We start from the raw sequence: 23,186 nt of genomic DNA, 5'->3' as shown, positions 1-23,186 counted from the left end.
TACTTACACCACCAGCATCGTGTTACCGGAATTGGTCGCTTCGGACAAAGCCCAAACGTCCAGCATCGCCTGTTCCAGATCGGTCGCCGCCGCGTAGCCGGACAAGCCCAGCGTGTTGGCCACGACTTCCACCGCTTCCGCCGCCGTGTGGCCGCCGGTCGCATGCTGCAGCACCTGCGACAGCAGGCGTTGCTGCGTGCGGCGCAGCGCGTTCTGCGCGTAGCTGCGCAACTGCTCTTGCGAACGGCTGGTGGCTGGCAGTTTCAGGCCGCGTTCCAGCGTATCGATGCCGACCTGCGCACGCAGCGCCAGGCCAACCTGCAGGAACGCCGGCAGGTCCATGCCTTCCGGACGCGATACCGACAGCGCCGCGAACACGAACGCCGCCACCGCCTCGATCGCCTCGACAGCCTTCCAGGCCTGCACGAATTCGGCGCGCAGGCCGGAGGTAATGTCGGCATCCGACTGGCCGTCGGCAGGCGTCAGCTGCGCCAGCGTCTCAGGCTTGGCGAACAGCTTGGTCAGCTCGGCGACACCGGCGCGCAGCTGGTCGGCAGGCACCGTCAGCACGCCTTCGATCACGGACTTCTGCAGCACGCGGGTACGCGCATCGACCTTGATCGACACGGCACGCGGCACCTTCAACGCATCCGCATCCAGCGTCGTGAAGATAGGCGCCAGGTTCAGCGCGGACCAAGCCTGGCCCCACGCCAGGATCACATCCGATTCGTCCACGCCATGTTCGCCGGCCAGTTGGCGCAGCATCAGCGGGCCGCAACGGTTGACCGATTCGTTGGCCAGCACGGTCGCCAGGATGGCATTGGCCAGCGGGTGCGCCAGCGCAGGACGAGTCGCCACCAGCAGATCCGGGAAGTACGGCTTCAGCACCGACTCGGCCCAGCTCAAATCCGTCAGCGGCAGCGCCGACAGGATGCGCTTGTAGCGGTTCTTCACGTTGGCGATCACCACCGCCAGTTCCGGCGTGGTCAGGCCACGGCCGTCGGCCTTGCGGCGCGCCAGTTCAGCCACGCTAGGCAGCTGCTCCAGTTCGCGCGACAGCGCGCCCTCTTCTTCCAGCGACGCGATCAGCGCGGCATAACCATCCTGCACCGCGGCGTCGACCTGCGCTTGCGCTTCGCGCACCAGCAGCTGCGTTTGCAGCGTGTTGTCGCGCAGGACCAGGCGTTCGATGTCGGCGGTCATTTCGTTCAGCACGCGGTTGCGGTCTGCCTCGCTCAGCTGGCCGGCGTTCATTTCCACGTCCAGCCACATCTTCGCGTTCACTTCATGGTCCGAGCAATCCACGCCGGCCGAGTTGTCGATCGCATCGGTGAAGATGCGGCCGCCCGACAGCGCGAATTCGATACGGCCGGCCTGGGTCGCGCCCAGGTTGCCGCCTTCGGAAACGACCTTGCAGCGCAGCTGGTTGCCGTCCACGCGGATGTTGTCGTTGGCGCGGTCTTTCACTTGCGCGTGCGATTCGGTCGAAGCCTTGATGTAGGTACCGATACCGCCGTTGTAGAACAGGTCCACCGGCGCCAGCAGGATGCGGTGCATCAGTTCTTCAGGCGACAGCGCGGTTTCCTCGATATCCAGCGCGGCGCGGATCTGCGGCGACAACTCGATCGAACGGGCGGTACGCGGATACACGCCGCCGCCGGCCGAGATCAGTTCCTTGTTGTAGTCGTCCCAGGAGGAGCGCGGCAGCGCGAACATGCGCTCGCGTTCGACGAAGGATTTTTCCATGTCCGGATTCGGATCGAGGAAGATGTGGCGGTGATCGAAGGCCGCCACGATTTTCAGTTTGCGCGACAGCAGCGCGCCGTTGCCGAACACGTCGCCCGACATGTCACCCACGCCGACCATCGTCACTTGCGTGGCGTGGATGTCGTGGTCCATCTCGTAGAAGTGGCGCTTGACGGCTTCGAACGCGCCCTTGGCGGTGATGCCCATTTTCTTGTGGTCGTAGCCGTTCGAGCCGCCCGACGCGAACGCGTCGCCCAGCCAGAAGCCGCGCTGCACGGCGATGCCGTTGGCGATGTCGGAGAAGGTCGCGGTGCCTTTGTCGGCAGCCACCACCAGGTACGGGTCGTTGCCGTCGTAGCACACTGTGTCCGCTGGCGAAACGATGTTGCCCAGCACGCGGTTGTCGGTCATTTCCAGCAGGCTGGCGATGAACAGGCGATACACTGCTTCGCCTTCGGCCGCGATGGTTTCACGCACGGCGTCTTTCGGCATCTGCTTGCAAACGAAGCCGCCCTTGGCGCCGGCCGGCACGATGACGGCGTTCTTCACCATCTGCGCTTTCACCAGGCCGAGGACTTCGGTGCGGTAGTCTTCCATGCGGTCCGACCAGCGCAGGCCACCACGGGCGACCGGGCCGCCGCGCAGGTGCACGCCTTCGAAGCGGCGCGAGAACACGAAGATCTCCCGGAACGGACGCGGTTCCGGCACCAGCGACAAGCTGCTGGTGTCGAACTTGAAGATGATCTTGTCGCCCTTCTGCTCGTTCTGGAAGTAGTTGGTGCGCAGCGTGGCGACCATCAGGTCGGTCATCGCGCCCAGCACTTCTTCGCTGTCGGCGTGGTTGATCGCAGGCAGGCGGCTCTTGATGCCGGCCAGCTTGTCCAGCGCGGCGGTGCGGGTGGCTTCGTCCAGCGCAGGATTGAAGCGCTGCAGGAACGCGTCCACCAGCTCCTTGACGATGACCGGCTGCTTGCGCAGCGTTTCGGCGATGTAGCGCACCGAGAAGCGGGTGCCGGTCTGGCGCCAGTAGCTCATGTAGGCGCGCACCAGTTGTACCTGGCGTACGCTCAAGCCGCCTTCGATGACCAGGCCATTCAGGCGGCCGTCTTCGGCTTCGTTGTTGAACAGCGCGGCGAACAGTTCCTGCGCGACCGGCACGACATCGGCCTTGGCCAGGTTGGCGGCGCTGGCGGCGTCCACCGACAGGCTGGTGACGAAGTGGCGCTGGCCGTCCACGCGCAGCGAGTGCGCCTGTTCACGGTCGATCGACACGCCGGCGTTGTGCAGCGCAGGCAGGATGGTCGACAGCGACGGTACGCGGTCGACGGAATACAGACGGATGGTGGTCGCATCGGCGACGGTTTCCACACGCACGTCCACGCGCGACGGATCGGTGTTGCGCAGGATGGTGCCCAGGTCGTGGAAAGCGGCTTCCGGCGCGGTGGTGGCGACGTAGTCGGTCGGCAGCGTGGCGCACATCTTGCGCAGGCTGGCGCGCAGCGGCAGGTCCGCCACGGCGTCGGCCAGTACGGAGAACTGGTCGTGCCAGCCGTCCAGCACCGACAGCAGCGGTTGTTGGATATCGGTTTCCAGGTCCAGCGGGTAGCGCGCGGCGTGGGCGATCAGGTACACGCGGGCCAGCGGGCCGTCGGCCACCAGCGTCTGCGAGCTGACGTACTGCGCGCCCGAACTGGCTTGCAGCGCCTTGGCCAGCGAGGAAGCGACGCTTGCGCTGTAACGCTCGCGCGGCAGGTAGACCAGCACGTTCAGGTGGCGCGCATACACGTCGCGGCGGGCGAACACCTTGGTGCGCGGCTGCTTGTACAGCGACACGACGGCGCCGCAGACTTCGGCCAGCCATTCAGGTTCCGCTTCCAGCGCTTCGGTGCGCGGCAGCGATTCCAGGATCTCCAGGAATTTCTCTGCACGGAAGCCTTCCTGGCGCACACCGGCGATGCTCAGCACCTTGGCCACGCGGCCACGGGCGAACGGCAGGCGGTTCAGCGGCGTCGCGGTGGCGGCGCGGGTGAACAGGCCTACGAAGCAGTACTCGCCCAGGATCGCGCCTTGCGCGTCGGTGTGGCGGATGCCGATGAAGTCCAGTTGTTGATCGCGGTGCAGCGTGCCTTCCACGTCGGCCTTGACGATGGACAGCGTGTGGGCGCGTTTCGACAGCGTGTCGAAATCGCCGGGGATATTGGCCAGGCAGGTGCCGTAGACCGGATGCGACGTATCCTGCAGCACGCCGATGCGGCTAGGGATGTCGCGTTCCAGCTCGCGCACGCCCGGCTTGACCTGGTAGTAGGCGTAGCCGAACGGCTCGAAGCCTTCGGTCTTGGCCCATTCCAGGAAGGCGGCGACTTCCTTGCCTTCTTCGCCATGCGAAGCGGCTTCGGCGCCGATGCGGCTGAAGTGCTCCTGCATCGCGGCTTTGTCGCGGCGCACCACGGCGGCGTCGCGGGACACCATTTCCAGGCGCTCGACCAGCATGCCGATTTCGGCTTCAGGCAGGTCTTCGGACAGCAGGCACAGTACGTAGGATTCGAGTTTGTCGCCGGCCTGGCCGACGGCGGTGACGACGCCGTCCGCATTGCGCGCAACCGGCAGCACCGAGTTCAATACGCCGTTGACGCCCACGCGCAGCTTGCGCATGGCCATGACCATGGAATCGACCAGGTAAGGCACGTCGTCGTTCAGCACCAGCAGCGCGGTGGCCATGCCGCCGCGGCCATCCGCGTAGCGCAGCTTGGCGATCTGCGCGCCGGAGCCGGTGCGCTTGGAAGCTTGAGTGAAACCATCCCACAGGACCGGCGCCAGGCTGTTTGGCACGGTGCCGGCCAGGTCTTCGTCGTCCAGGGAACCGAGCCAGGCGCTGATCAGCGCGGCGACTTGAGTGCTGTCGCTGGCGGGCTTGCTGGCGTTGACCAATTCCAGCGTTTGTTTACGCAGGTCTTGTGGCATTTGTTTCATCGTTGCTTCTCCAATACGTTATGTGTATTTTATGTTGCAGGCGCCGCGCCGGCTTGTGGCTGCGCGGCAGGGTTGAGCGCTATTAGACACCAAATCCCCATATGGGGGCGAGATGGTGTTTTACAAATCATACAGTCCAGGCAAGCCCAGAATCCGGCTCAGGTCTTCCAGCGCGGTGTGCACTTCGATCGCCAGCGCCGGATCGGCCAGGTCGGACGGCTCCAGGCGGTCGCGGTAGTGCTTCTCCACCCACGCCACCAGCGTGTGGTACAGCGCCTCGGTCATCACCACGCCTTGATGCATGGCAGCCGCTTCGGCATCGGTCAGCGCCACGCGCAGGCGCAGGCACGCGGGACCGCCGCCGTTGCGCATCGACTGGCGCAGGTCGAAGTGAATCAGTTCGTCGACCGCGTTGCCGCTGGCGACCAGGCCTTGAAGATAGGCCGCGACGGCGGCGTTTTCCTCGCACTCCTGCGGGATCACCAGCGCCATCTTGCCGTTGTCCTTGCTCAGCAGCTGGCTGTTGAACAGATAGCTGTGCACCGCGTCGGCCACCGACACCTTGGCGGTATCGACGCGGATCGCGTTCAGCTCCGCGCCCACGCCGCCCATGGCGCGGCGCAGCTGTTCCAGCGCGCCCGCTTCGTCGGCGAAGGCCTGCTCGTGGTAGAACAGCACATTGCCGTTGCCGACCGCGATCACGTCGTTATGGAACACGCCCTGGTCGATCACGTCCGGATTCTGCTGGATGTAGACGGTGCGCTCGGCCGACAGGCCGTGCAGGCGGGCCACGGCCTGCGATGCTTCCAGCGTCTGGCGGGCCGGGTATTTTTTCGGCGCCGGCGCCGAGGCGTCGAACTCGGTGCGGCCGTAGACGAACATCTCGACGGCGGCGCTGCCGTGGTCCTTGCACAGGCGCGTATGGTTGGCCGCGCCTTCGTCGCCGAATGCCGGCGTGCCTGGCAGCGCGTCATGCACGGCGAAGTGCTTCTCGTCCTTGAAGATGGCGCGCAGCGAGCGCGCCGACTGCGCGTGCTCGAAGGCGCGGTGCAGCTTGTTATTCAGGTTGGCTGCGGTGAAGTGCGTGCGGCCGTCGGCGCTGTCGGCGGACGGGCTGACCGTGGCCGCGTTGGCGGTCCACATCGGCGAGGCCGAATAAGCGCACGCCAGGATCACCGGCGACTCCTTGGCGGCCTTGGCCAGCACCTCGGCATCGCTGCCGGTGAAACCGATGCTGCGCAGCAGGCGGAAATTCGGACGGTCCTGGGGCGGCAACAGCGCCTGGCCGAAGCCGCGCGCTGCCAGGGCGCGCATCTTGGCCAGGCCTTGCAGGGCCGCCAGCTTCGGATTCGAAGCGCTCTTGACGTTGCTGAACGAGGCCACATTGCCGAACGACAGACCGGCGTAGTTGTGCGATGGGCCTACCAGGCCGTCGAAGTTGAATTCGCGTGCGCGCATTTCAGTTCCTTAGAAGTGCATGCCCGGCGACAGTTTCGCAGGCATTTCAAGTACATTGTTTTCGATCGAAGCGACTGGGTAGGCGCAGTAGTCGGCCGCGTAGTAGGCGCTCGGACGATGGTTGCCCGATTGGCCCACGCCGCCGAACGGCGCGCTGCTGGCGGCGCCGGTGGTCGGACGGTTCCAGTTGACGATGCCGGCGCGTGCGCGCACCTGGAAGATCTTCCACAGGTTTTCGTCATTCGAGATCAGCGCCGAGGCCAGGCCGAACTCGGTGGCGTTGGCGGCCTTGATCGCGCTGTCGAAGTCCGCAACGCGGATCACCTGCAGCAGAGGGCCGAACCACTCTTCGTCAGGAATGCCTTTGGCGTCGGTCACATCGACGATGCCGGCCGAAACGAAGCCGGTGTTGTCGACCAGCTGGCGCATGGTCAGCAGGCTCTTGCCGCCCTTGGCGACCATGTCGGCCTGCGCCTGCACCAGGCGCTTGGCGATGGCCGCCGACACCACTGGGCCCATGAACGGCGCAGGTTCCGAGGCCGATGCGCCGATGGTCAGGCGGCTGGCCACATCGACCAGGCGCGCGACGATCGCGTCGCCCTCGGCGCCCTGCTTGACGATCAGGCGGCGCGCGCAAGTGCAGCGCTGGCCGGCCGAGATGAAGGCCGACGAAATCGCCATGAACACGGCGGCGTCAATGTCTTTAACGTCCCACACCACCAGCGGATTGTTACCGCCCATTTCCAGCGCCAGCATCTTGCCCGGCTGGCCGCCGAACTGCTTGTGCAGCGCGGTGCCGGTCTGGCAGCTGCCGGTGAACAGCACGCCGTCCAGCAAGGCGTTCTGGCCCAGCGCGATACCGGCGTCGCGGCCGCCGTTGACCAGGTTGATCACACCCTTGGGCACGCCGGCTTTTTCCCACAGCTGCACGGTCTTGACGGCGGTGCGCGGCGCGTATTCGCTAGGCTTGAAGACCACGGTGTTACCGGCGATCAGCGCCGGCACGATATGGCCGTTCGGCAGGTGGCCGGGGAAGTTGTAGGGACCGAACACGCCGAACACGCCGTGCGGACGGTGGCGCAGCACGGCCTCGCCGTCGGCGACCTTGTTCTGGGTTTCGCCGGTGCGCGCGCCGTAGGCCTGCACCGAGATGTCGATCTTGTTGGCCATGGTGGTCACTTCGGTGCGGGCTTCCCACATCGGCTTGCCCACTTCCTCGGCGATCAGCAGCGCCAGCTCTTCCGCATCCTGCTTCAGCAGATCGCGGAAGCGGGTGCACACGGCGATACGGTCGGCCAGCGGCGTCAGCGCCCAGGCTTCGAAAGCCTCGCGCGCGGCGGCGGCGGCGTGGCCGACGTCCTGCGCGGTCGATTCGTTGCTGGCCCAGGTCTGCTTGCCGTTCGACGGATCGATCGTCACCAGTTCGGCGCCGCTGCCGGCGAGCCACTCGCCGTTGATGAAGTTACTCAGAGCTTTAGACATGTGGATTCTTCCTCAGATTAAGGGTCAGCGTGCGCACCGTATCGCCAGGATGGCAGTGCAGGAGTTGTTGTTCGGCTTCCGGCAGCGCGATGGCGCCGTTGACCGGCACCGATTGCGACAGGATCATGCGGAAATCCTTGAGCGTGGTGTTCGACACCAGCATCGGTTCGGCGACCGCGGTCTCCGGCGCGCAGGCCGAATCCCAGTCCGTCGCCAGGCCGATTTCGGCCAGCGTGCTCTCGCGCATGGCGCGCAGTTCCGACACGCGCGCCTGCAGCACCGGGCCGGCGTCGAAGATGTCGACATAGCCTTCGAAGTACAGGCCTTCCTGTTCCAGCAGGCGGCGCGCAGGCGCGGTCGAGGTGTGGACCTTGCCGATCACTTCCTGCGCATCTTCCGGCAGGTAGGCCACGTACAGCGGCTGGCGCGGCATCAGCTCGGCGATGAAGGATTTCTTGCCGACGGCGGTCAGGTCGTCGACGTGGTCGAAGTCCATCTTGAAGAAGTGGCGGCCCAGGCCTTCGTAGAACGGCGAGCGGCCGCCCTCTTCCTGGTAGCCGCGCATCTCGGCGATCAGCTTTTCGGTGAACAGGTGCGGGAACTGGGCGATGAACAGGAAGCGGCTCTTCGACAGCAGCTTGCCGTTGTTGCCGGTGCGGTAGTCCGGCGCCAGGAACAGCGAGCACAGTTCGGTGCTGCCGGTCAGGTCGTTCGACAGGTAGAGCGTGTCCATGCGGGTGAACACGTCCAGCTCGCGGCTGGAGTGCACCAGCGTGCCGATGCGGTAGTTGTAGAACGGTTCGGTCAAGCCCACCGAGCCCTTGATCGCGCACACGCCGGCGATGCGGCCGTTGCTGGTGTCCTCCATGACGAACATGTAGTCGCGCTTTTCGGGCGGGATGGTTTCGGCGAACGAGGCCACGGCGATGGCCAGGCGGTCGCCCATCATCTTCATGTCCGGCTTGAGGGTGGTCATGCCGCTGCCGACCTGCGTGGCCATCACGTACAGGGCGTCGAGGTCGTTGGCTGTGATTGCGCGTACTACTAGCATAGGTGGTCCACTCTTAGATTCTGACGCAGATGACGGTATCGCCTTCGGCGATCTGAAGCGCTTCCTGCACATCGGCCGGCAGCGCCACGTTGACTTGCGATTCCAGCGCCGCGCAATGCGTGATCACGGCGCGGAAGTTGTGTTCGGAGCCCGACGACACGGCGTAGCGCAGCTGCGGCTCGCGGCCGCGGTCGGGCGATTCCACCGCCGTGGTCACGCGGCGCTGCAACGCGCCGGTGAAGGTGCGCAGCGTGTTCTTGTGCGCTTGCAGAATCGGGCCGCCGTCGAAGATGTCGATGTAGTCGTCGGCTTCGAAGCCTTCGGCCGTCAGCAGGTTGAACGCCAGCTCGCCCGACGGATGGATCTGGCCCATGGCCGCCTGCGCGTCGCCCGGCAGCAGCGGCACGTAGACCGGATAGTGCGGCATCAGTTCGACGATCAGCGTGCGGTTGCGGGCGCCGCCGATGACGCGTTCGGCGTCGAGGAAGTCCATCTTGAAGAACTTGCGGCCCAGCGCATCCCAGAACGGCGAACCGCCGTCGGCGTCGGTCACGCCGGCCAGCGGCACGAAGAAGCGGTCGGCGAAGCGGTGCGGCGCCAGCACGGCGAACATCAGGCGGGCGCGCGACAGCAGTGCCGCTTCCGGCGTGCCGTGTTCGCGTTCGCCGACGTAAAAGCTCGACAGCTGGGAATAGCCGGTCAGCTCGGAGCACAGCGTCAGCGCGTGCACGCTGTGGCTGATGTTCAGGTCGCGCGACACCTGCTGGATCACGTCGTTGCGGAAGGAGAAATAGGTGCCGTTGGAGCCGGCGGCGGCGAACATCGCGGCGGTGCCGACGATGGTCTTATCGGCCGGCGATTCCAGCACCAGCAGGTAGGATTCTTCGCTCGGGATGTCGACGTGGGCGGCAAACGAGGCGATCGAGCGCTCGATCATGTCGGCGATCTTCTCGCGCGTTTTCGGCAAGGTGTGCACACCCGGCATGGTCACTGCGGCCAGCGCTTCGAGGGCAGCAATATCCGCAAGTTCTACCGGACGGACTACATACATGGGAACTCCTCAGATTAACGCACAAGCCCGGAGCGCAAGGCACCGGGCTGAAATGAAAGGCGGCGGAACCAGGTCCGCCGCCGTAGGTGCTGTTTAGGCAGCCTTGATCATGCCGTCCAGCGACAGGCGCAGGATGCGGTCGACTTCGGCGATCTGGGCGTCGGTGACGATCAGCGCAGGCGCCAGGCGCACCACGTCCATGCCGGCGATCAGCACCATCAGGCCGTTGGCTTCGGCGGCGCGCTGGATGTCTTTCGAACGGCCTTTCCAGGCATCGGTGACGACCAGGCCCAGCAGCATACCGGCGCCGCGCACCAGCGTGAACACCTGCGAGTAGTCGGCCACCAGTTTTTCCATCGTCGAACGCAGCTTGGCGCTGGCTTCTTTCACGCGGGCCAGGAACGCCGGCTGGTTGATCGTGTCCAGCACGGTCAGCGCCACGGTCGCGGCCAGCGGGTTGCCGCCGTAGGTGGTGCCGTGGGTGCCCACGCCCAGCGTCTTGGCCAGTTCGTCGGTGGTCAGCATGGCGCCGATCGGATAGCCGTTGCCCAGCGCCTTGGCCGAGGTCAGGATGTCCGGGGTGATGCCGTAGGTCATGTAGTGGAACAGCTCGCCGGTACGGCCCATGCCGCACTGCACTTCGTCGAAGATCAGCAGGGCGCCGGTCTTGGTGCACAGGTCGCGCAGCTCTTGCAGGAAGGCCTTGTCGCCCGGGACCACGCCGCCTTCGCCTTGCAGCGGTTCGACGATCACGGCGCAGACGTCGTCGCCGATGGCGGCGCGTGCGGACTCGATGTCGTTATAGGTGACGTGCTCGATCGCTGGCGGCAGCGGTTCGAAGCCTTCGGTGTACTTGGACTGGCCGCCGACCGACACGGTGAACAGCGTACGGCCGTGGAACGACTGGTAGCACGACACGATGCGCGACTTGTGCGCGCCGAACTTGGTGTGGGCGTATTTACGGGCCAGCTTCAGCGCGGCTTCGTTGGCTTCGGCGCCGGAGTTGCAGAAGAAGGCGCGGTCGGCGAAGGTCGCCTCGGTCAGCGCGGTGGCCAGGCGCAGCACCGGCTCGTTGGTGTAGCCGTTACCCAGGTGCCACAGGGTGTTGGCCTGGCGGGTCAGCGCTTCGACCACGGCCGGGTTGCAGTGGCCCAGCGACGCCACGGCGATGCCGGAGGTGAAGTCCAGGTAGTGCTTGCCATTCTGGTCCCACAGGTCCAGACCAGAGCCTCGGACCGGTACCATCGCTGCTGGTGCATAGGTTGGCACCAGGACTTCATCAAAGGTCTGACGAGTTACAGGACGGGTGGTGACGGTCGTATCGAGCTTGGCGTTCATGGCATTCCCTATTAATGTTGGGTAAGGCGCGGCACAGCACCGCGTGGACCCATTATAAAAAGCGGCATGCTAAAACTCTTTTCAAATGGCGACAAGGATTTTCACTTTTGGCCGCAAAGTAAGCTTGTCAGAAAAGCTAGCTATCCCGGAGGCATTAATTTGCGCTGACGCTCCTCGCGGGGCGTGTTGCCGAACAAGGCGCCGAAGGCGGTCGAGAAGTGCGAGCCGGACGAGAATCCGCACATCAGCCCCACTTGGACGATGGAATGATTGGTTTCCAGCAGCAATTGGCGGGCGCGCTGCAGGCGCAACTCCAGGTAGTAGCGCGATGGCAGGCTGCCCAGGTATTGCTTGAACAGCCGCTCCAGCTGGCGGCGCGACAGGCCGACCAGGTTGGCGATGTCGTCGGTGGACAGCGGTTCCTCGATATTGGTTTCCATCAGCGTCACCGCCTCGGACAGGCGCGGCTGCAAGGCGCCGAAGCGCGCCTGCAAGGCCACCCGCTGGCGTTCCTCGTGGCCGCGCACGCGCTCGATGCACAGGCTCTCCTTGATAGCGGCCTGCACGGTGGCGCCGAACAGATGCTCGATCATGGTCAGCGAGAAGTCGATGCTGGCGGCGCCGCCGCAGCAGCTCAGGTGGCGGCCGTCCAGTTCGAACAGGTGCGGGGTCAGGATGGCGCGCTCGGAGATGCCCTCGGTGTCGGCATACAGCGCCCACGGCAAGGCGATGCGCACGCCCGCCATCAAGCCGGCGGTGGCCAGCCACAGCACGCCTGCGCCGACACCGCCCCAGTACTCGGCCGAGCGGCAGCGCTCGATGACGGCGCGGCTCAGCTCCGGGGCCATCGGCGCCTGGCCCTCGTCGGCCACCAGCAAGGCAAGGTGGGGATTGTGAGGCGGCCAGCCCGGCTGCGCCAGCACCACTTGCGCCGGCGTCATGGTTTCCAGGTGCAGCACGTCGCGGCCCAGCGCGGCGGCGGCCAGGCGCAGCGGCTGCACCAGGCCGGCCCAGGTGATCGCATCGGCTTCGCCCGCGTTCACCAGCAGCATGCGCAGCGGCCGCTCCTGGGTGACGCGGGATAAATTATCGAAAGACATCGGACCTCTACTCCGGAGCCAGCGCGGCGGCGGGCCGCTCGGTGCTCCATTGGCTGACGATCATGCCGGAAATCAGCAGCGCCGCGCCCAGCAAGCCATTCCAGGCCAGCGTCTCGCCCAGCCAGAAGTAGGCGAAGATCGCCGCACAGCCGGGCTCGAACGCATAGATCACCGCAGCCTCGTTGGCGCTGCTGTGGCTCTGGCCCCAGGTCTGCAGCGAAATGATGGCAGCCGTGGCGACCACGCCCAGGTAGACCAGGTTCAGCCCGTACACCTGCAAGCCCTTCCAGATGTAGCTGACGTAGTCGGGCAAATCCTGGCTGCGCTCGGCAAAGCCCAGCGGCACCTCGCGCATCAGCAGCCAAACGGCGGCGCACACGGCCACGGTCCAGATCTGCGAGGCGGTCAGCACCATCAGCTTGTCGACCTTGCGGGTGGTGGTTTCCATCAGCTTGACGTAGATGCCGAAGAACAGCGCGCACAGCAGCGCCAGCGTATCGCCGCGGCCCCAGGTGAAGCTGCCCTCCCAGCACAACGCGAACAGGCCGGCCAGCGCCAGCACCAGCGCGACGACGATGCGGCGCTCCAGCCGCGCGCCCATCAGCACGCCCAGCAGCGGCGGCACCAGCACGTTAAGGCCGGTGACGAAGGCGTTGCGGTTGGAGCTGGTCGGCGCCAGCCCCTCGATCTGGAACACGTAGCACAGGAACAACACCGCGCCGGCGATGATGCCCCAGCGGATATCATTCCATTTCGCCCGCCACATAAACGGCAGCAACAGCACGCCGGCCAGCGCGAAGCGGCACAGCACGATCCAGCTGGCCGACAGGTAGCCGGTCATGTCCTTCATCGCGGGGAAAGTCGTGCCCCATACCAGGGTCACGATGAGCAAAGCGGCAATGCCGCGCAAGTGTTGAGGCATGGTTTTTTTATTATGAATGTCCGTCCGCCATTATAGTCCCGGCCAGGATTGCCGGTGCGAACCGGCTATAATCACAGTCTATGGGTGAACGTTTTTTGAAAAGCATCCGGCTGCTGGCCGACTGCTTACAGAGCTATGAACGGCTCTCTGGCCAGTATGTGCGCCAGAGCGGCTTGACGCACGCCCAGTTCGATATCATCGCCACGCTGGGCAATACGCCCGGCATGTCCTATAAAGAACTGGGCGACAAGACGCTGATCACCAAGGGCACGCTGACCGGCGTCATCGAACGGCTCGAGCAAAAAGGCCTGGTGGAGCGTCAGCGCAACGACTGCGACAAACGTTCCTTCTTTGTCCGGCTGACGGCGGAGGGCGAGCAGGTGTTTTGCACGGTCTTCCCGAAAGTCGTCGGGGAAAGCGGGAAAGTGTTCGCGCATTACAGCGAAGACGATTTCGCCGCCCTTGAAAAAACGCTGTCCGAACTTAAAACTGTGATTACGGCCGGCCATACCGAATGCCCGTCCACCCACGACTCAACCAAGGAAATCATTTGAAAACGACTCTGCTCGAAGGCAAAAAGCCTGCCAAATTCGACAAACACATCATCGGCAACCTGCTGCTGAACCAGGCCACGCCTGACGAAGTGCGCCAGGAAAAACTGATCATCGGCGTACGCAACGAAGACGGCGAAATCTACCGCCTGATCGGCGCGACCAAGCACAACAGCTTCATGAACGCCATCGAAGAACTGTTCGACCTGGGCCTGACCGACGAACTGCAAGACACCGACGCCACGCAAGACGGCTGCGACGCCATCTTCAGCGAGCAATAATCGACGCTGAAGGCGGCTTGTTGTGTCGCGCAAAAGTATTTTCAGAAGAAGTGCCACAAGGCAATATTCCGAGTATAATTTTTTGCAATGGACAGACTCGACGCCTTCAAGACTATTGCTGCTCAGGCGAGCCGGGGGGAGCTCTCGTTCCCGGCCAACGTCAACGCCTCGCTGCGCCTGCAGCAGGCGCTGAGCGATCCCGACTGCCACGTCGAAGCGGCAGCCAAGCTCATCCAGGCAGACCCGTTGCTGGCGGCGCGCAGCGTCGCCATCGCCAACTCGGTGGCCTACAACCGTTCCGGCACTGAAATCTCCAGCGTGCGCGCCGCCGTGCAGCGGCTGGGCGTACGCACCCTGCAATCGCTGGTGGCGGCGCTGATCGTGCGCCAGATCGGCAGCCAGGTCACGGATCCCGGCCTGCAAGCCAAGATCAATCAACTGTGGGAACACACGGCGCACGTGGCCGCGCTGTCGCAAGTGATCGCGCGCCGTGTCACGCATGTCGATCCCGATACGGCGCTGTTTGCCGGCATCATGCACGAGGTGGCGGGCTTCTACATGCTGTCCTGCGCCGGCGACTTCCCGGAAGTGATGGACGGCGAGCCCGAAGACTGGGTCGAGCATGGCGAGGTGGAAATAGGCCGCGGCGTGCTGAGCAAGCTGGGCGTGCCGGACGGCGTCTACAAGGCGATCGAATCGATGTGGATAGGCTTGCGCGCGCTGCCGCCGGAAACCCTGGGCGACACGCTGCTGCTGGCCAATGATCTGTCGCCGGTGCATTCGCCGCTGTACCAACGTCCGGGCGCCACCACGCTGCAGGGCGCGCGCACCATCGACTTCGTGGTCGGCGAAGGCACGCTGCACGCCATCATGAGCGAATCGGCCAACGAGGTGCAGTCGCTGTACGCGGTGCTGATGCTCTGAACAAAAAAAAGCCCGCTGGGGAGCGGGCAAAGTCCAAAACTAGGGATCTCCTCCAGAGGAGACACACCCAGAGTACTCCGCCCGTCCCGCTCGCTCTGTGCGCCAGTTCACATATAAGCGCATTTTTCTATCACCACACCGGCTCCGATTGTTTCCACGCATCCAGCTGCTGAATCCGGCCCAGCCACGCCATCATTTTCGGATATTGAGTGACAGGCAATTTAGCTTGCTCGATGTACATCAACGGCGCGGCCACCGCGAAGTCGGCCAGGCTCAGCTTGTCGCCGGCAACCCACTCGCGCCCCGCCAAATGCTGCTCCAGTACGGCGCCGAAACGCGCCACCAGCCGTGCGCCCCGGTCCAGCTCCGCAGCATCGGGCATGCCGCCGCCAGTGATGCCCTTCCAGATATTTTCCCAGACGATGATGCCTATCGCCGGCGAAAAATGCTGGCTGGCCCACAGCATCCAGCGGTTGATGTCGGCCCGGTGCACGATGTTGTCCGGGTACAGCGTCTGGCCATGGGTGCGGTCGGCCAGGTATTGCATGATGGCGCAGGATTCCCACAGGATAAAGTCGCTGTCCTGCAGCACCGGCACCATGCAGTTGGGGTTGAGCACCTCCAGGCGGCGCCGGTCTTCTTCGCTCATCAGGTTGACTTCGGTCACGTCCAGCGGCGTGCCCATGTGGATGGCGGCCAGCATCACGCGGCGCGAATTGGAGGAAGCGGGGTGGTGGTATAAGCGCATTTGAAAGTCTCCATCAGGTGAGTTGAGGACTTCATCGTACGACCGGGCCGCGACAGTTTTTGTCAGTAGTCTTCGCGCAGGTTCTGTTGCTGGCGCCATGTCTTCAGCAAGTCGCTGCGACGGGCCGGATAACGCACGCCCAACGATTCTACGCCTGCTATGCGGTCGATGCGGAAATGACGGAAGGCCATGCGCATTTCGCACCACGCGGCCAGCAGCCGCTTGCCTTCCATGAAAGCCAGCGCGAATGGCCACACCACCCGGTCCGACGGCTTGCCCTGCTCGTCCTGGTAGGCCATGCGCAGCCGGTGCTGGTAGCGGATCGCCTCGCGCACCGGACGCACGTGGACATCGCTGGCGGTATCCTGGTCCTGGCCCAGCGGCACCCACAGACTGGTTTCGGCCATGTCGTCGCGCAGGTCTTTCGGCGTGGCGGCGGCGATCTTGGCCAGTGCGTTGTTGGCGGCGGCGGCCAGCGCCTCGTCGCCCTGCCGGCGCACCCAGCGCGCGCCCAGCACCAGCGCCTCCAGCTCGTCGGCGCCGAACATCAGCGGCGGCAGGAAGAAGCCGGCCTTCAACATGTAGCCGACGCCGGCCTCGCCCTCCAGTGGCGCGCCCAGGCCGGACAGGGTCTGGATGTCGCGGTAGATGGTGCGTTCGGATACGCCCAGCTGCTCGGCCAGGCGAGCGGCGGTGACGGGGCGGCGGTAGCCGCGCATCGCATCCATCAGCAGGAAAAGTCGGCCGGTACGGCTCATCGTTGCTCTCTCATTCGTCGGTGGGCGGAACGTCCGCCTGCCGACTAATCGAGGTCGAGCAGGAAGTTGCGTTGCGGTGCGTCCAGCGTGGTGTTGTCGGTGGCTGTTTCATCCTTGAGCGCGACGCCGGACAACTGGCGTTGGCGCGACTCGGACAGCAGGTAGTGAAGCTTGAAGGCTGCGTCGTCGTAGGTCAAGCCCGCAGGACGCACATTCGAGATGCAATTGCGGGCGGACGTCCGGCAGGCCGCTCTTCGGCGCCCAGGTCAGGTACAAGCCCATGCTGTCCGGCGAGCTCAGGCCGGGTCGTTCGCCGACCAGCACCACCACCGCGCGCGCGCCCAGCAACTCGCCCACCTCGTCGCCCACCGCCACCCGTCCCTGGCGCACGATGGACAGCGGCGCCAGCGTCCACGACTCGGCGGCCAGGCGCGCCATCACCACCTTCAGGAAGGGCAAGGCGTTCTGTTCGATGGCCAGCGCCGACAGGCCGTCGGCAATGACGAAGGCCAGGTCGTAGCCGGCAGGGGCGGATGCGCGCTCCAGCAGCGCCTGGCGCGAGGCCTCGTCCAGACGCCGCCCCAGATCCGGGCGTTGCAGATAGATGTCGCGGCTGGCGGCCGCGCTATGCAGCGGCAGGCAGGGCAAGCCGCTGGAGGCTTGCAGGGCGTCGCCCAGCGCGGCGTGGTCCAGCGCCAGGTGCACGGCGTCGCGCGCGCGCGCATGGGCCAGCTGGAACTCCAGTTGCGGCGCGGTCGGCTGGCTGACGCCGCTGCGGCCCAGCGCGATGCGCGCCGCCGTGAAGCGCCGCAGCGAACGCCACGGATTGGCGATGACGACGCCGTCCTCGTTGGCGCCGTCGCTGGTGGCCGGAAGCAGGTGCTCGGCGTCGTTCATGCGGACTCCCATCAGTTCAGACTCGACAGCGCGCGCTGGAAGGATGCCGGCAGCGCATTGCCCAGTGTAGCGCACTCGTCGCCGGTGAAGATTTCCATCTGCTTCAGCCAGGCCTCGAACTCCGGCGCCGGCTTCAGGCCCAGCACGCGGCGCGCATACAGCGCGTCGTGGAAGGACGTGGTCTGGTAGTTGAGCATGATGTCGTCCGAGCCCGGTATGCCCATGACGAAGGTGCAGCCGGCCGTGCCCAGCAGGGTCAGCAGGATATCCATATCGTCCTGGTCGGCCTCGGCGTGGTTGGTGTAGCAGACGTCGCAGCCCATCGGTAAGCCCAGCAGCTTGGCGCAGAAGTGATCCTCCAGTCCGGCGCGCACGATCTGCTTGCCGTCGTACAGGTACTCGGGGCCGATGAAGCCGACCACCGAATTGACCAGCAGCGGCTGGAACTTGCGCGCCACCGCGTAGGCGCGCGTCTCGCAGGTCTGCTGGTCGACGCCGTGGTGGGCGTTGGCTGACAGCGCGCTGCCCTGCCCCGTTTCGAAATACATGACGTTGTTGCCCACCGTGCCGCGTTGCAGCGACAGCGCCGCCTGCTGCGCCTCCGCCAGCAGGGCCAGGTTGATGCCGAAGCTGGCGTTGGCCGCCTCGGTGCCGGCGATCGACTGGAACACCAGGTCGATAGGCGCGCCGCGCTCGATGGCGGCGATGGTGTTGGTCACGTGCGTCAGCACGCACGATTGCGTGGGGATGCCGTAGCGGTCGATGATCTCGTCGAGCATGGTGACGATCTTGATCACCTGCGGCACGTTGTCGGTGGCCGGGTTGATGCCGATCACCGCGTCGCCGCTGCCGTATAGCAGGCCGTCCAGCACGCTGGCGGCGATGCCGGTGGCGTCGTCGGTCGGGTGGTTGGGTTGCAGGCGCGTGGCCATGCGTCCCGCCAGGCCGATGGTGTTGCGGAAGCGCGTGACGACGCGGCACTTCTTCGCCACCAGGATCAGATCCTGGATGCGCATGATCTTGGAAACAGCCGCCGCCATCTCCGGCGTGATGCCCGGAGCGACGGCGGCCAGAACCGCCTCATCGGCGGCGTCGCCAAGCAGCCAGTTGCGGAAGTCGCCCACGGTCAGGTGGGCGATGCGGGCAAAGGCGGCGCGGTCGTGATCGTCGATGATCAGCCGCGTCACCTCGTCCTGCTCGTACGGCACCACCATCTGGTTGAGGAACAGCGACAGCGGCAGTTCGGCCAGCGCCATCTGCGCCGCCACCCGCTCCTCGGCGCTGGCCGCCGCCAGCCCCGCCAGATAGTCGCCGGAACGCGCCGGCGTCGCCTTCGCCATCAAGTCCTTCAGGTCGCGGAACTGATAAGTCCTGCTGCCTACCGTATGTGCAAAGCTGCTCATGGCCGTACTCTCCCGATAATGCCGGTGCTCTAGAAGTTGCGCGCGGCCGTCAGGACCAGGCGCTTCTGTGCCACGTTCTTGCCGCTGCCGTCGGCGTTGAAGAAGGTCCACAACGGCGTGCCGTTCTTGCTGGCGTCGCCGCTATTGTAGGTGGCCGCCGCCGAGAACGCCCAGCTGTCGATGGTCTTCGTCACACCGGCCTTGACGTCGAAGAAATTGAAATCGCTCATATTGCGCACCTGCTGGCGGCCGGCGTGCAGGTTCAGCACCAGCCCCGGCGCCAGCTCGGGATTCCAGTTCGCCTCGACATAGGCGGTGCCGCGCGTGTTGGCCAGCTTACCGCTGTCCGGCTGCACGGCGAAGCCGAACCAGTACTCGCTCAGCGCCACCCAGGCGTAGGCATTGAAGGCGCCGATGTTTACGCCCAGCTTGGCCTCCTGGGTATGGTACTTGATGTCCTTGCCGCCCGCCGCGTAGTGCGCGCCCGGATACCAGTAGGTGACGAGGCCGGCGTCGATATTGTTACCCTCGCTGAGCGGATAGCGGTAGCCGCCGTAGACGTCGATCTCCGAACCGCTGCCGTTGTTGTAGGCCGCGTGCGACACGCCGGAACCGAACAGCCCCAGGTAGAAGCCGCTGACATGCGTGAAGTCCAGCGTGGCTTGCACGGTGGGCTTGGCCTGCGTCTGCGAAATGCCGCGGAACAGGTAGTCCGACACCAGCGTCAGGTTGCCGGTGTTGGTCCAGTCTGGCGCAGGCGCAGCGGGGGCGGCATCGGCAGCCAGCGCGCCGCCTGCGGCGCAAGCCAGGCAACCGGCCGCAGCCAGCATGGAGAAGAATTTTTTGGACATGGATGAAGCTCCGTAATTGGAAAGTTAGACGGCGTCGAAAGCCGCGTGCTGCTGGCGGTTGCCCTTGGTGGCCAGGAAGAACACATAGCCGGCCGCCAGGAAGGCGACGAACACGCCGAAGATCAGCGGGTTGTAGTACACCATCGTCACCAGGCAGACCAGGGCGCCGGCCAGCGCGATGGCCGGGAACAGCGGATAGAACGGCGCACGGAAAGGACGCACCATGTTCGGCTCCGTGCGGCGCAGCTTGAACAGGCTCAGCATGCTGAGGATGTACATCGTGATCGCACCGAACACCGACATGGTGACGATGTTGGCGGTCAGGGTCTGGCCGCCGATCTTGATCAGCTCGTCGCTATAGATGGCAGCTATGCCGATCACGCCGCCCGCAAGGATGGCGCGGTGCGGCGTCTTGAAACGTGGGTGGATCTTGGCGAAGTAATGCGGCAGGTAAGCCTCGCGTGCCAGTGCAAAGATCTGGCGCGAATAGCCGAGGATGATGCCGTGGAAGGAAGCGATCAGGCCGAACAGGCCCAGCCACACCAGCATGTGCAGCCAGTTGCTGTTCTCGCCGACGATGATCTTCATGGCTTGCGGCAGCGGGTCGTTGATGTTGGCCAGCTTGGTCCAGTCGCCGGCGCCACCGGCGAACACCATCACGCCGATCGCCAGCAGCACCAGCGTAATGATGCCGGCGATGTAGGCGATGGGGATCGAACGTTTTGGATCCTTGGCTTCCTCGGCCGCCATCGCCACGCCCTCGATCGCCAGGAAGAACCAGATCGCAAACGGGATCGCCGCGAACATGCCGGGGATCGATGCGATGCTGAAGCTGTCCTGGCCGGACCAGCCGCCCTTGACGAAGTTCGCCACCGAGAAGCCCGGCGACACCACGCCCATGAACACCAGCAATTCAAAGATCGCCAGCAACGTCATCAGCAATTCAAAAGTCGCCGCCACCTGCACGCCGACGACGTTCAAGGTCATGAACACCACATAGGCGCCGACCGCCGCCGTCTTCGGATCGACCGTCGGGAACTGCACGTTCAGGTAGGCGCCGATGGCCAGCGCAATCGCCGGCGGCGCGAACACGAACTCGATCAGCGTGGCCGCGCCGGCCAGGTAGCCGCCGGTCGGGCCGAAGGCGCGCTTGCTGTAGGCGAACGGGCCGCCCGCGTGCGGGATCGAGGTGGTCAGCTCGGTGAAGCTGAAGATGAAGGTGGCGTACATGGCCGCGATGAACAGCGCGGTGATGGTGAAGCCCAGCGTCCCCGCCGAGGCCCAGCCGTAACTCCAGCCGAAGTACTCGCCCGAGATCACCAGGCCTACCGCGATGCCCCACAACTGGAAGGTGCCTAGCGACTGTTGCAGCGCCGGTTGCCCGGCCGCCTGTTTTGCATTCATGTGATTCTCCCTAAGGTAAAGCGCGTCTGGTATGGAAGTTGCAGCAGAATCGAGTATAGGAGCCAGCCAAATGCCAGCGTTATCGAAAATCGGCAAACTTGCGAGGGGCTGGCGGCCAAGGGAAGAAATAACAACAGTGGGAGAAAAATAATATGCACCAGACTGCGACAGAGTTGTTACACAGTGCGCCAGATTTGCGCACTGTGATGGCGCACGACGCCGACGAATTGGCCAGCAAGCTCACCAACTGGCAACAAAGCTACGACCAGATCAGCTCAGGCCTGTTCCGTGGCGCGCTGACCGAGCTGCGCCTGCCGCAGCTGCAAGTGTTTAGGGAAAGCCTGAGCCAGTCGGTGCGCCAATCCTGCCGCGTGTGGCCGGACGCCATCTGGTTCGGCCTGCCGGACCACGGCGCCGCCACCCGCATCAACGGCCGCCAGACAGCCGCCGACTGGATTATGGTGCAACCAGGCAACGTTGAATTCGAACTGGTAACACCGAGCGCCTACAGCATCTATGGCATCGTCGCCAGCCGCGAGCTGCTGGTCGAGACGGCACGGCGCTACGGCTGCGAGATCGACTGGCAGCGCGTGCAGTCGGCCGAGCTGTTGCAGGTGGATGTGCAGGCACAGGCGCGCTGCCTGCACGTGCTGAGTCAGCTGCTGCCGGCCGAAGGCCTGGGCTGCGCCGAAGGCATGGCGCAATGGCAGGAGACGGTGCTGAGCGCCCTGCTCGACATGCTGGATCACAGTTGCGTGGAGCCGGCGCTGGCGGCCAGCCTGCAACGGCGCCGCCACGTGGTCGCACTGGCGCGCGAGTACATCATGGCGCACCGCAGCGAATCGATTACCGTGCCCGAGCTGTGCGAGCGCGTGCACGTCAGCCGCCGCACCTTGCAGTACTGCTTCGAAGACGTGCTGGGCATGAGCCCCATGCTCTACCTGCGCATGGTGCGCCTGAACGGCGTGCGGCGGCAGTTGCAGGACGGCGGCGCCATCGGCGATGTGGCCGGCTCCTGGGGGTTGAGCAACTTCAGCCAGTTCTCCAGCGACTACCGCAAGCTGTTCGGCCAGTGCCCGTCGGCGTCGCTGCGCTCGCGCTCGCGTTCGACGCCGCACTCGCTCAGATGAGGCGCAGCGCTCCGGCCAATGCGCCGGCGGCGATCAATATCACCGGATTGATTTTGGAGCGCAGCAGTATCAGCGCCGCCGCCAGCGTCAGCGCGTCGGCCTGGATGTCGACGTTGGAGATGCGCGTGAACAGCCACGCGGTGGCGGCCAGGAAGCCTATCGAGATCGGCGCGAAGGCGTCGCCCAGCGCCCGCGTCAAACGCCCGCCCGCATGCCGCGCCTGCAAGCGGATCGCGGCCAGCGTCAGCAGCGTGGAAGGCAGCAGCACCGCGAGCGTGGTACAGATGGCGCCGGCCCAACCGGCGATCAGCCAGCCCACCAGCGACACGAACAGCAGGTTGGGACCGGGCGCCGCCTGCGCTATCGCATAAGCCGCCGCGAACTGCTCGTTGCTCAACCACTGCTTGGCGTCGACCACGTAGTGTCCCACCTGCGGCCCAAGCAGCACGACGCCGCCGCCGACTGCCATCAAGGACATCACCGCGATATGCATCGACAGTTCCGTCACCGGAGATTGCTCGTTCATTTTTTCTCTCCCACCAAATAAAACGCCCCCGCGCCCAGCGGCGCAAGCAGGCCGAACACCAGCGCCAGCTGCCATTGCATCAAACCCAGCCCGGTGAAGGCCAGCGCCAGCAAGGCCAGTTGCAGCAGCGTGCCGCGCGCGCGCCAGTCGGCCTTGGCGAACAGGGATTTGGCCATCTTCACGGCGGTCGCCAGGATCAGGCCCGCCGCCACCGCAGCCATGCCGCGTATCGCGTGGCGGAACACTTCGATCTCGCCAAAGCGCTGGTAAACCACGCCCAGCGCGACCACCACCAGGAAGGGGCCGGCGATCATGCCGGCCAATGCCGCCAGCGCGCCGCGCATACCGGCGTAGCGGCTGCCCACCATCAGCGCGACGTTGCAGATGGTGGGGCCTGGCAGCATCTGGCTGGTGGCGAGGTACTGCGCGAACTCCTCGGCCGTCAGCCACTTGCGCTGCTCGACCAGCGCCCGGTAGGCGAACGGCATCACGCCGCCAAAGCCCATCAGCGCCAGCCTGGAAAACACCAGGAATATGGTTGATAGCGGCATGATCTTCTCCTTCGGTTTCGATAGGGAGAATTTTCCGCCTCGGC

Annotated in this window: 19 protein-coding genes and 1 pseudogene; 4 read left to right on the top strand and 16 right to left on the bottom strand. The window is 65.1% G+C overall.

The genetic code is table 11. The features are described 5' to 3' along the window. Positions 1–3: 3 nt before the first annotated feature. From DUGA2_RS25860 to DUGA2_RS25825, 8 genes are all read right to left on the bottom strand, one after another. A complete protein-coding gene (locus DUGA2_RS25860) occupies positions 4–4,716 on the bottom strand; it encodes an NAD-glutamate dehydrogenase domain-containing protein (protein ID WP_070272290.1) in 4,713 nt (1,570 codons plus the stop codon). A gap of 120 nt (positions 4,717–4,836) precedes the next feature. Then, the gene (gene astB, locus DUGA2_RS25855) at positions 4,837–6,174 is read right to left on the bottom strand and encodes an N-succinylarginine dihydrolase (RefSeq protein WP_070272289.1); all 1,338 of its coding nucleotides are present in this window, start codon (positions 6,172–6,174) and stop codon (positions 4,837–4,839) included. 9 nt (positions 6,175–6,183) lie between these two features. Next, the gene (gene astD, locus DUGA2_RS25850; protein WP_070272288.1) at positions 6,184–7,656 is read right to left on the bottom strand and encodes a succinylglutamate-semialdehyde dehydrogenase; all 1,473 of its coding nucleotides are present in this window, start codon (positions 7,654–7,656) and stop codon (positions 6,184–6,186) included. Beyond that, positions 7,649–8,707, bottom strand: coding sequence for an arginine N-succinyltransferase (gene astA, locus DUGA2_RS25845; protein ID WP_008452933.1), 1,059 nt, complete (start codon positions 8,705–8,707; stop codon positions 7,649–7,651). The genes astD and astA overlap by 8 nt, the downstream gene beginning before the upstream one ends. Before the next feature lie 13 nt (positions 8,708–8,720). Further along, positions 8,721–9,758: an arginine N-succinyltransferase gene (locus DUGA2_RS25840; protein ID WP_070272287.1), complete on the bottom strand. Its 1,038-nt coding sequence runs from the start codon at positions 9,756–9,758 to the stop codon at positions 8,721–8,723. A gap of 93 nt (positions 9,759–9,851) precedes the next feature. After that, positions 9,852–11,096 (bottom strand): acetylornithine/succinylornithine family transaminase, encoded by a 1,245-nt coding sequence (astC, locus tag DUGA2_RS25835; protein ID WP_070272286.1) that lies wholly within the window; start codon positions 11,094–11,096, stop codon positions 9,852–9,854. A gap of 140 nt (positions 11,097–11,236) precedes the next feature. Continuing rightward, positions 11,237–12,196, bottom strand: coding sequence for a GlxA family transcriptional regulator (locus DUGA2_RS25830; RefSeq protein ID WP_070272285.1), 960 nt, complete (start codon positions 12,194–12,196; stop codon positions 11,237–11,239). Between the two features lie 7 nt (positions 12,197–12,203). Beyond that, positions 12,204–13,118 carry a DMT family transporter gene (locus tag DUGA2_RS25825; RefSeq protein WP_070272284.1) on the bottom strand — a complete coding sequence of 305 codons (915 nt, stop codon included), beginning with the start codon at positions 13,116–13,118 and terminating at the stop codon, positions 12,204–12,206. A gap of 80 nt (positions 13,119–13,198) precedes the next feature. On the opposite strand from DUGA2_RS25825, the gene DUGA2_RS25820 reads away from it, so the two are divergent. The 3 genes from DUGA2_RS25820 (at position 13,199) to DUGA2_RS25810 (ending at position 14,874) form a co-directional block, all read left to right on the top strand. After that, positions 13,199–13,672: a MarR family winged helix-turn-helix transcriptional regulator gene (locus tag DUGA2_RS25820; RefSeq protein ID WP_008452943.1), complete on the top strand. Its 474-nt coding sequence runs from the start codon at positions 13,199–13,201 to the stop codon at positions 13,670–13,672. Beyond that, the gene (locus tag DUGA2_RS25815; protein ID WP_008452944.1) at positions 13,669–13,950 is read left to right on the top strand and encodes a hypothetical protein; all 282 of its coding nucleotides are present in this window, start codon (positions 13,669–13,671) and stop codon (positions 13,948–13,950) included. The genes DUGA2_RS25820 and DUGA2_RS25815 overlap by 4 nt, the downstream gene beginning before the upstream one ends. Before the next feature lie 87 nt (positions 13,951–14,037). Continuing rightward, positions 14,038–14,874 (top strand): HDOD domain-containing protein, encoded by an 837-nt coding sequence (locus DUGA2_RS25810; RefSeq protein WP_070272283.1) that lies wholly within the window; start codon positions 14,038–14,040, stop codon positions 14,872–14,874. A 130-nt stretch (positions 14,875–15,004) separates the two neighbouring features. Here DUGA2_RS25810 and DUGA2_RS25805 read toward each other — a convergent pair whose 3' ends face one another. The 6 genes and pseudogenes from DUGA2_RS25805 to eat all read right to left on the bottom strand — a co-directional run bounded on the left by DUGA2_RS25805 (position 15,005) and on the right by eat (position 20,935). After that, the gene (locus DUGA2_RS25805) at positions 15,005–15,622 is read right to left on the bottom strand and encodes a glutathione S-transferase family protein (protein WP_070272282.1); all 618 of its coding nucleotides are present in this window, start codon (positions 15,620–15,622) and stop codon (positions 15,005–15,007) included. Positions 15,623–15,684: 62 nt separating this feature from the next. Continuing rightward, positions 15,685–16,380 (bottom strand): YafY family protein, encoded by a 696-nt coding sequence (locus DUGA2_RS25800; RefSeq protein ID WP_070272281.1) that lies wholly within the window; start codon positions 16,378–16,380, stop codon positions 15,685–15,687. 44 nt (positions 16,381–16,424) lie between these two features. After that, positions 16,425–17,277 (bottom strand): annotated as a pseudogene (eutC, locus tag DUGA2_RS25795) (ethanolamine ammonia-lyase subunit EutC). A gap of 11 nt (positions 17,278–17,288) precedes the next feature. Next, positions 17,289–18,680, bottom strand: coding sequence for an ethanolamine ammonia-lyase subunit EutB (locus DUGA2_RS25790; RefSeq protein WP_070272280.1), 1,392 nt, complete (start codon positions 18,678–18,680; stop codon positions 17,289–17,291). 29 nt (positions 18,681–18,709) lie between these two features. Further along, complete coding sequence (locus DUGA2_RS25785) at positions 18,710–19,531, bottom strand: TorF family putative porin (RefSeq protein WP_070272279.1); 822 nt, start codon at positions 19,529–19,531, stop codon at positions 18,710–18,712. A gap of 24 nt (positions 19,532–19,555) precedes the next feature. Continuing rightward, the gene (gene eat, locus DUGA2_RS25780) at positions 19,556–20,935 is read right to left on the bottom strand and encodes an ethanolamine permease (protein ID WP_070272278.1); all 1,380 of its coding nucleotides are present in this window, start codon (positions 20,933–20,935) and stop codon (positions 19,556–19,558) included. Positions 20,936–21,141: 206 nt separating this feature from the next. Between eat and DUGA2_RS25775 the strand changes: the two genes are divergently transcribed. Continuing rightward, a complete protein-coding gene (locus DUGA2_RS25775) occupies positions 21,142–22,065 on the top strand; it encodes a helix-turn-helix domain-containing protein (protein ID WP_229214774.1) in 924 nt (307 codons plus the stop codon). Here the strand turns inward: DUGA2_RS25775 and DUGA2_RS25770 are convergent. Together DUGA2_RS25770 and DUGA2_RS25765 are read right to left on the bottom strand one after the other, a co-directional pair. Further along, the gene (locus DUGA2_RS25770; RefSeq protein ID WP_070272276.1) at positions 22,058–22,591 is read right to left on the bottom strand and encodes a chromate transporter; all 534 of its coding nucleotides are present in this window, start codon (positions 22,589–22,591) and stop codon (positions 22,058–22,060) included. The genes DUGA2_RS25775 and DUGA2_RS25770 overlap by 8 nt on opposite strands. After that, positions 22,588–23,142 carry a chromate transporter gene (locus tag DUGA2_RS25765; protein WP_070272275.1) on the bottom strand — a complete coding sequence of 185 codons (555 nt, stop codon included), beginning with the start codon at positions 23,140–23,142 and terminating at the stop codon, positions 22,588–22,590. Before DUGA2_RS25765 ends, DUGA2_RS25770 begins: the two co-directional genes overlap by 4 nt. Positions 23,143–23,186: the final 44 nt, after the last annotated feature.

It is taken from the genome of Duganella sp. HH101 (assembly GCF_001758795.1).
GTDB lineage: Bacteria > Pseudomonadota > Gammaproteobacteria > Burkholderiales > Burkholderiaceae_D > Rugamonas > Rugamonas rivuli.
Note: the sequence above shows the minus strand (reverse complement) of the source record. Positions and strands in the feature narration are given on the sequence as shown.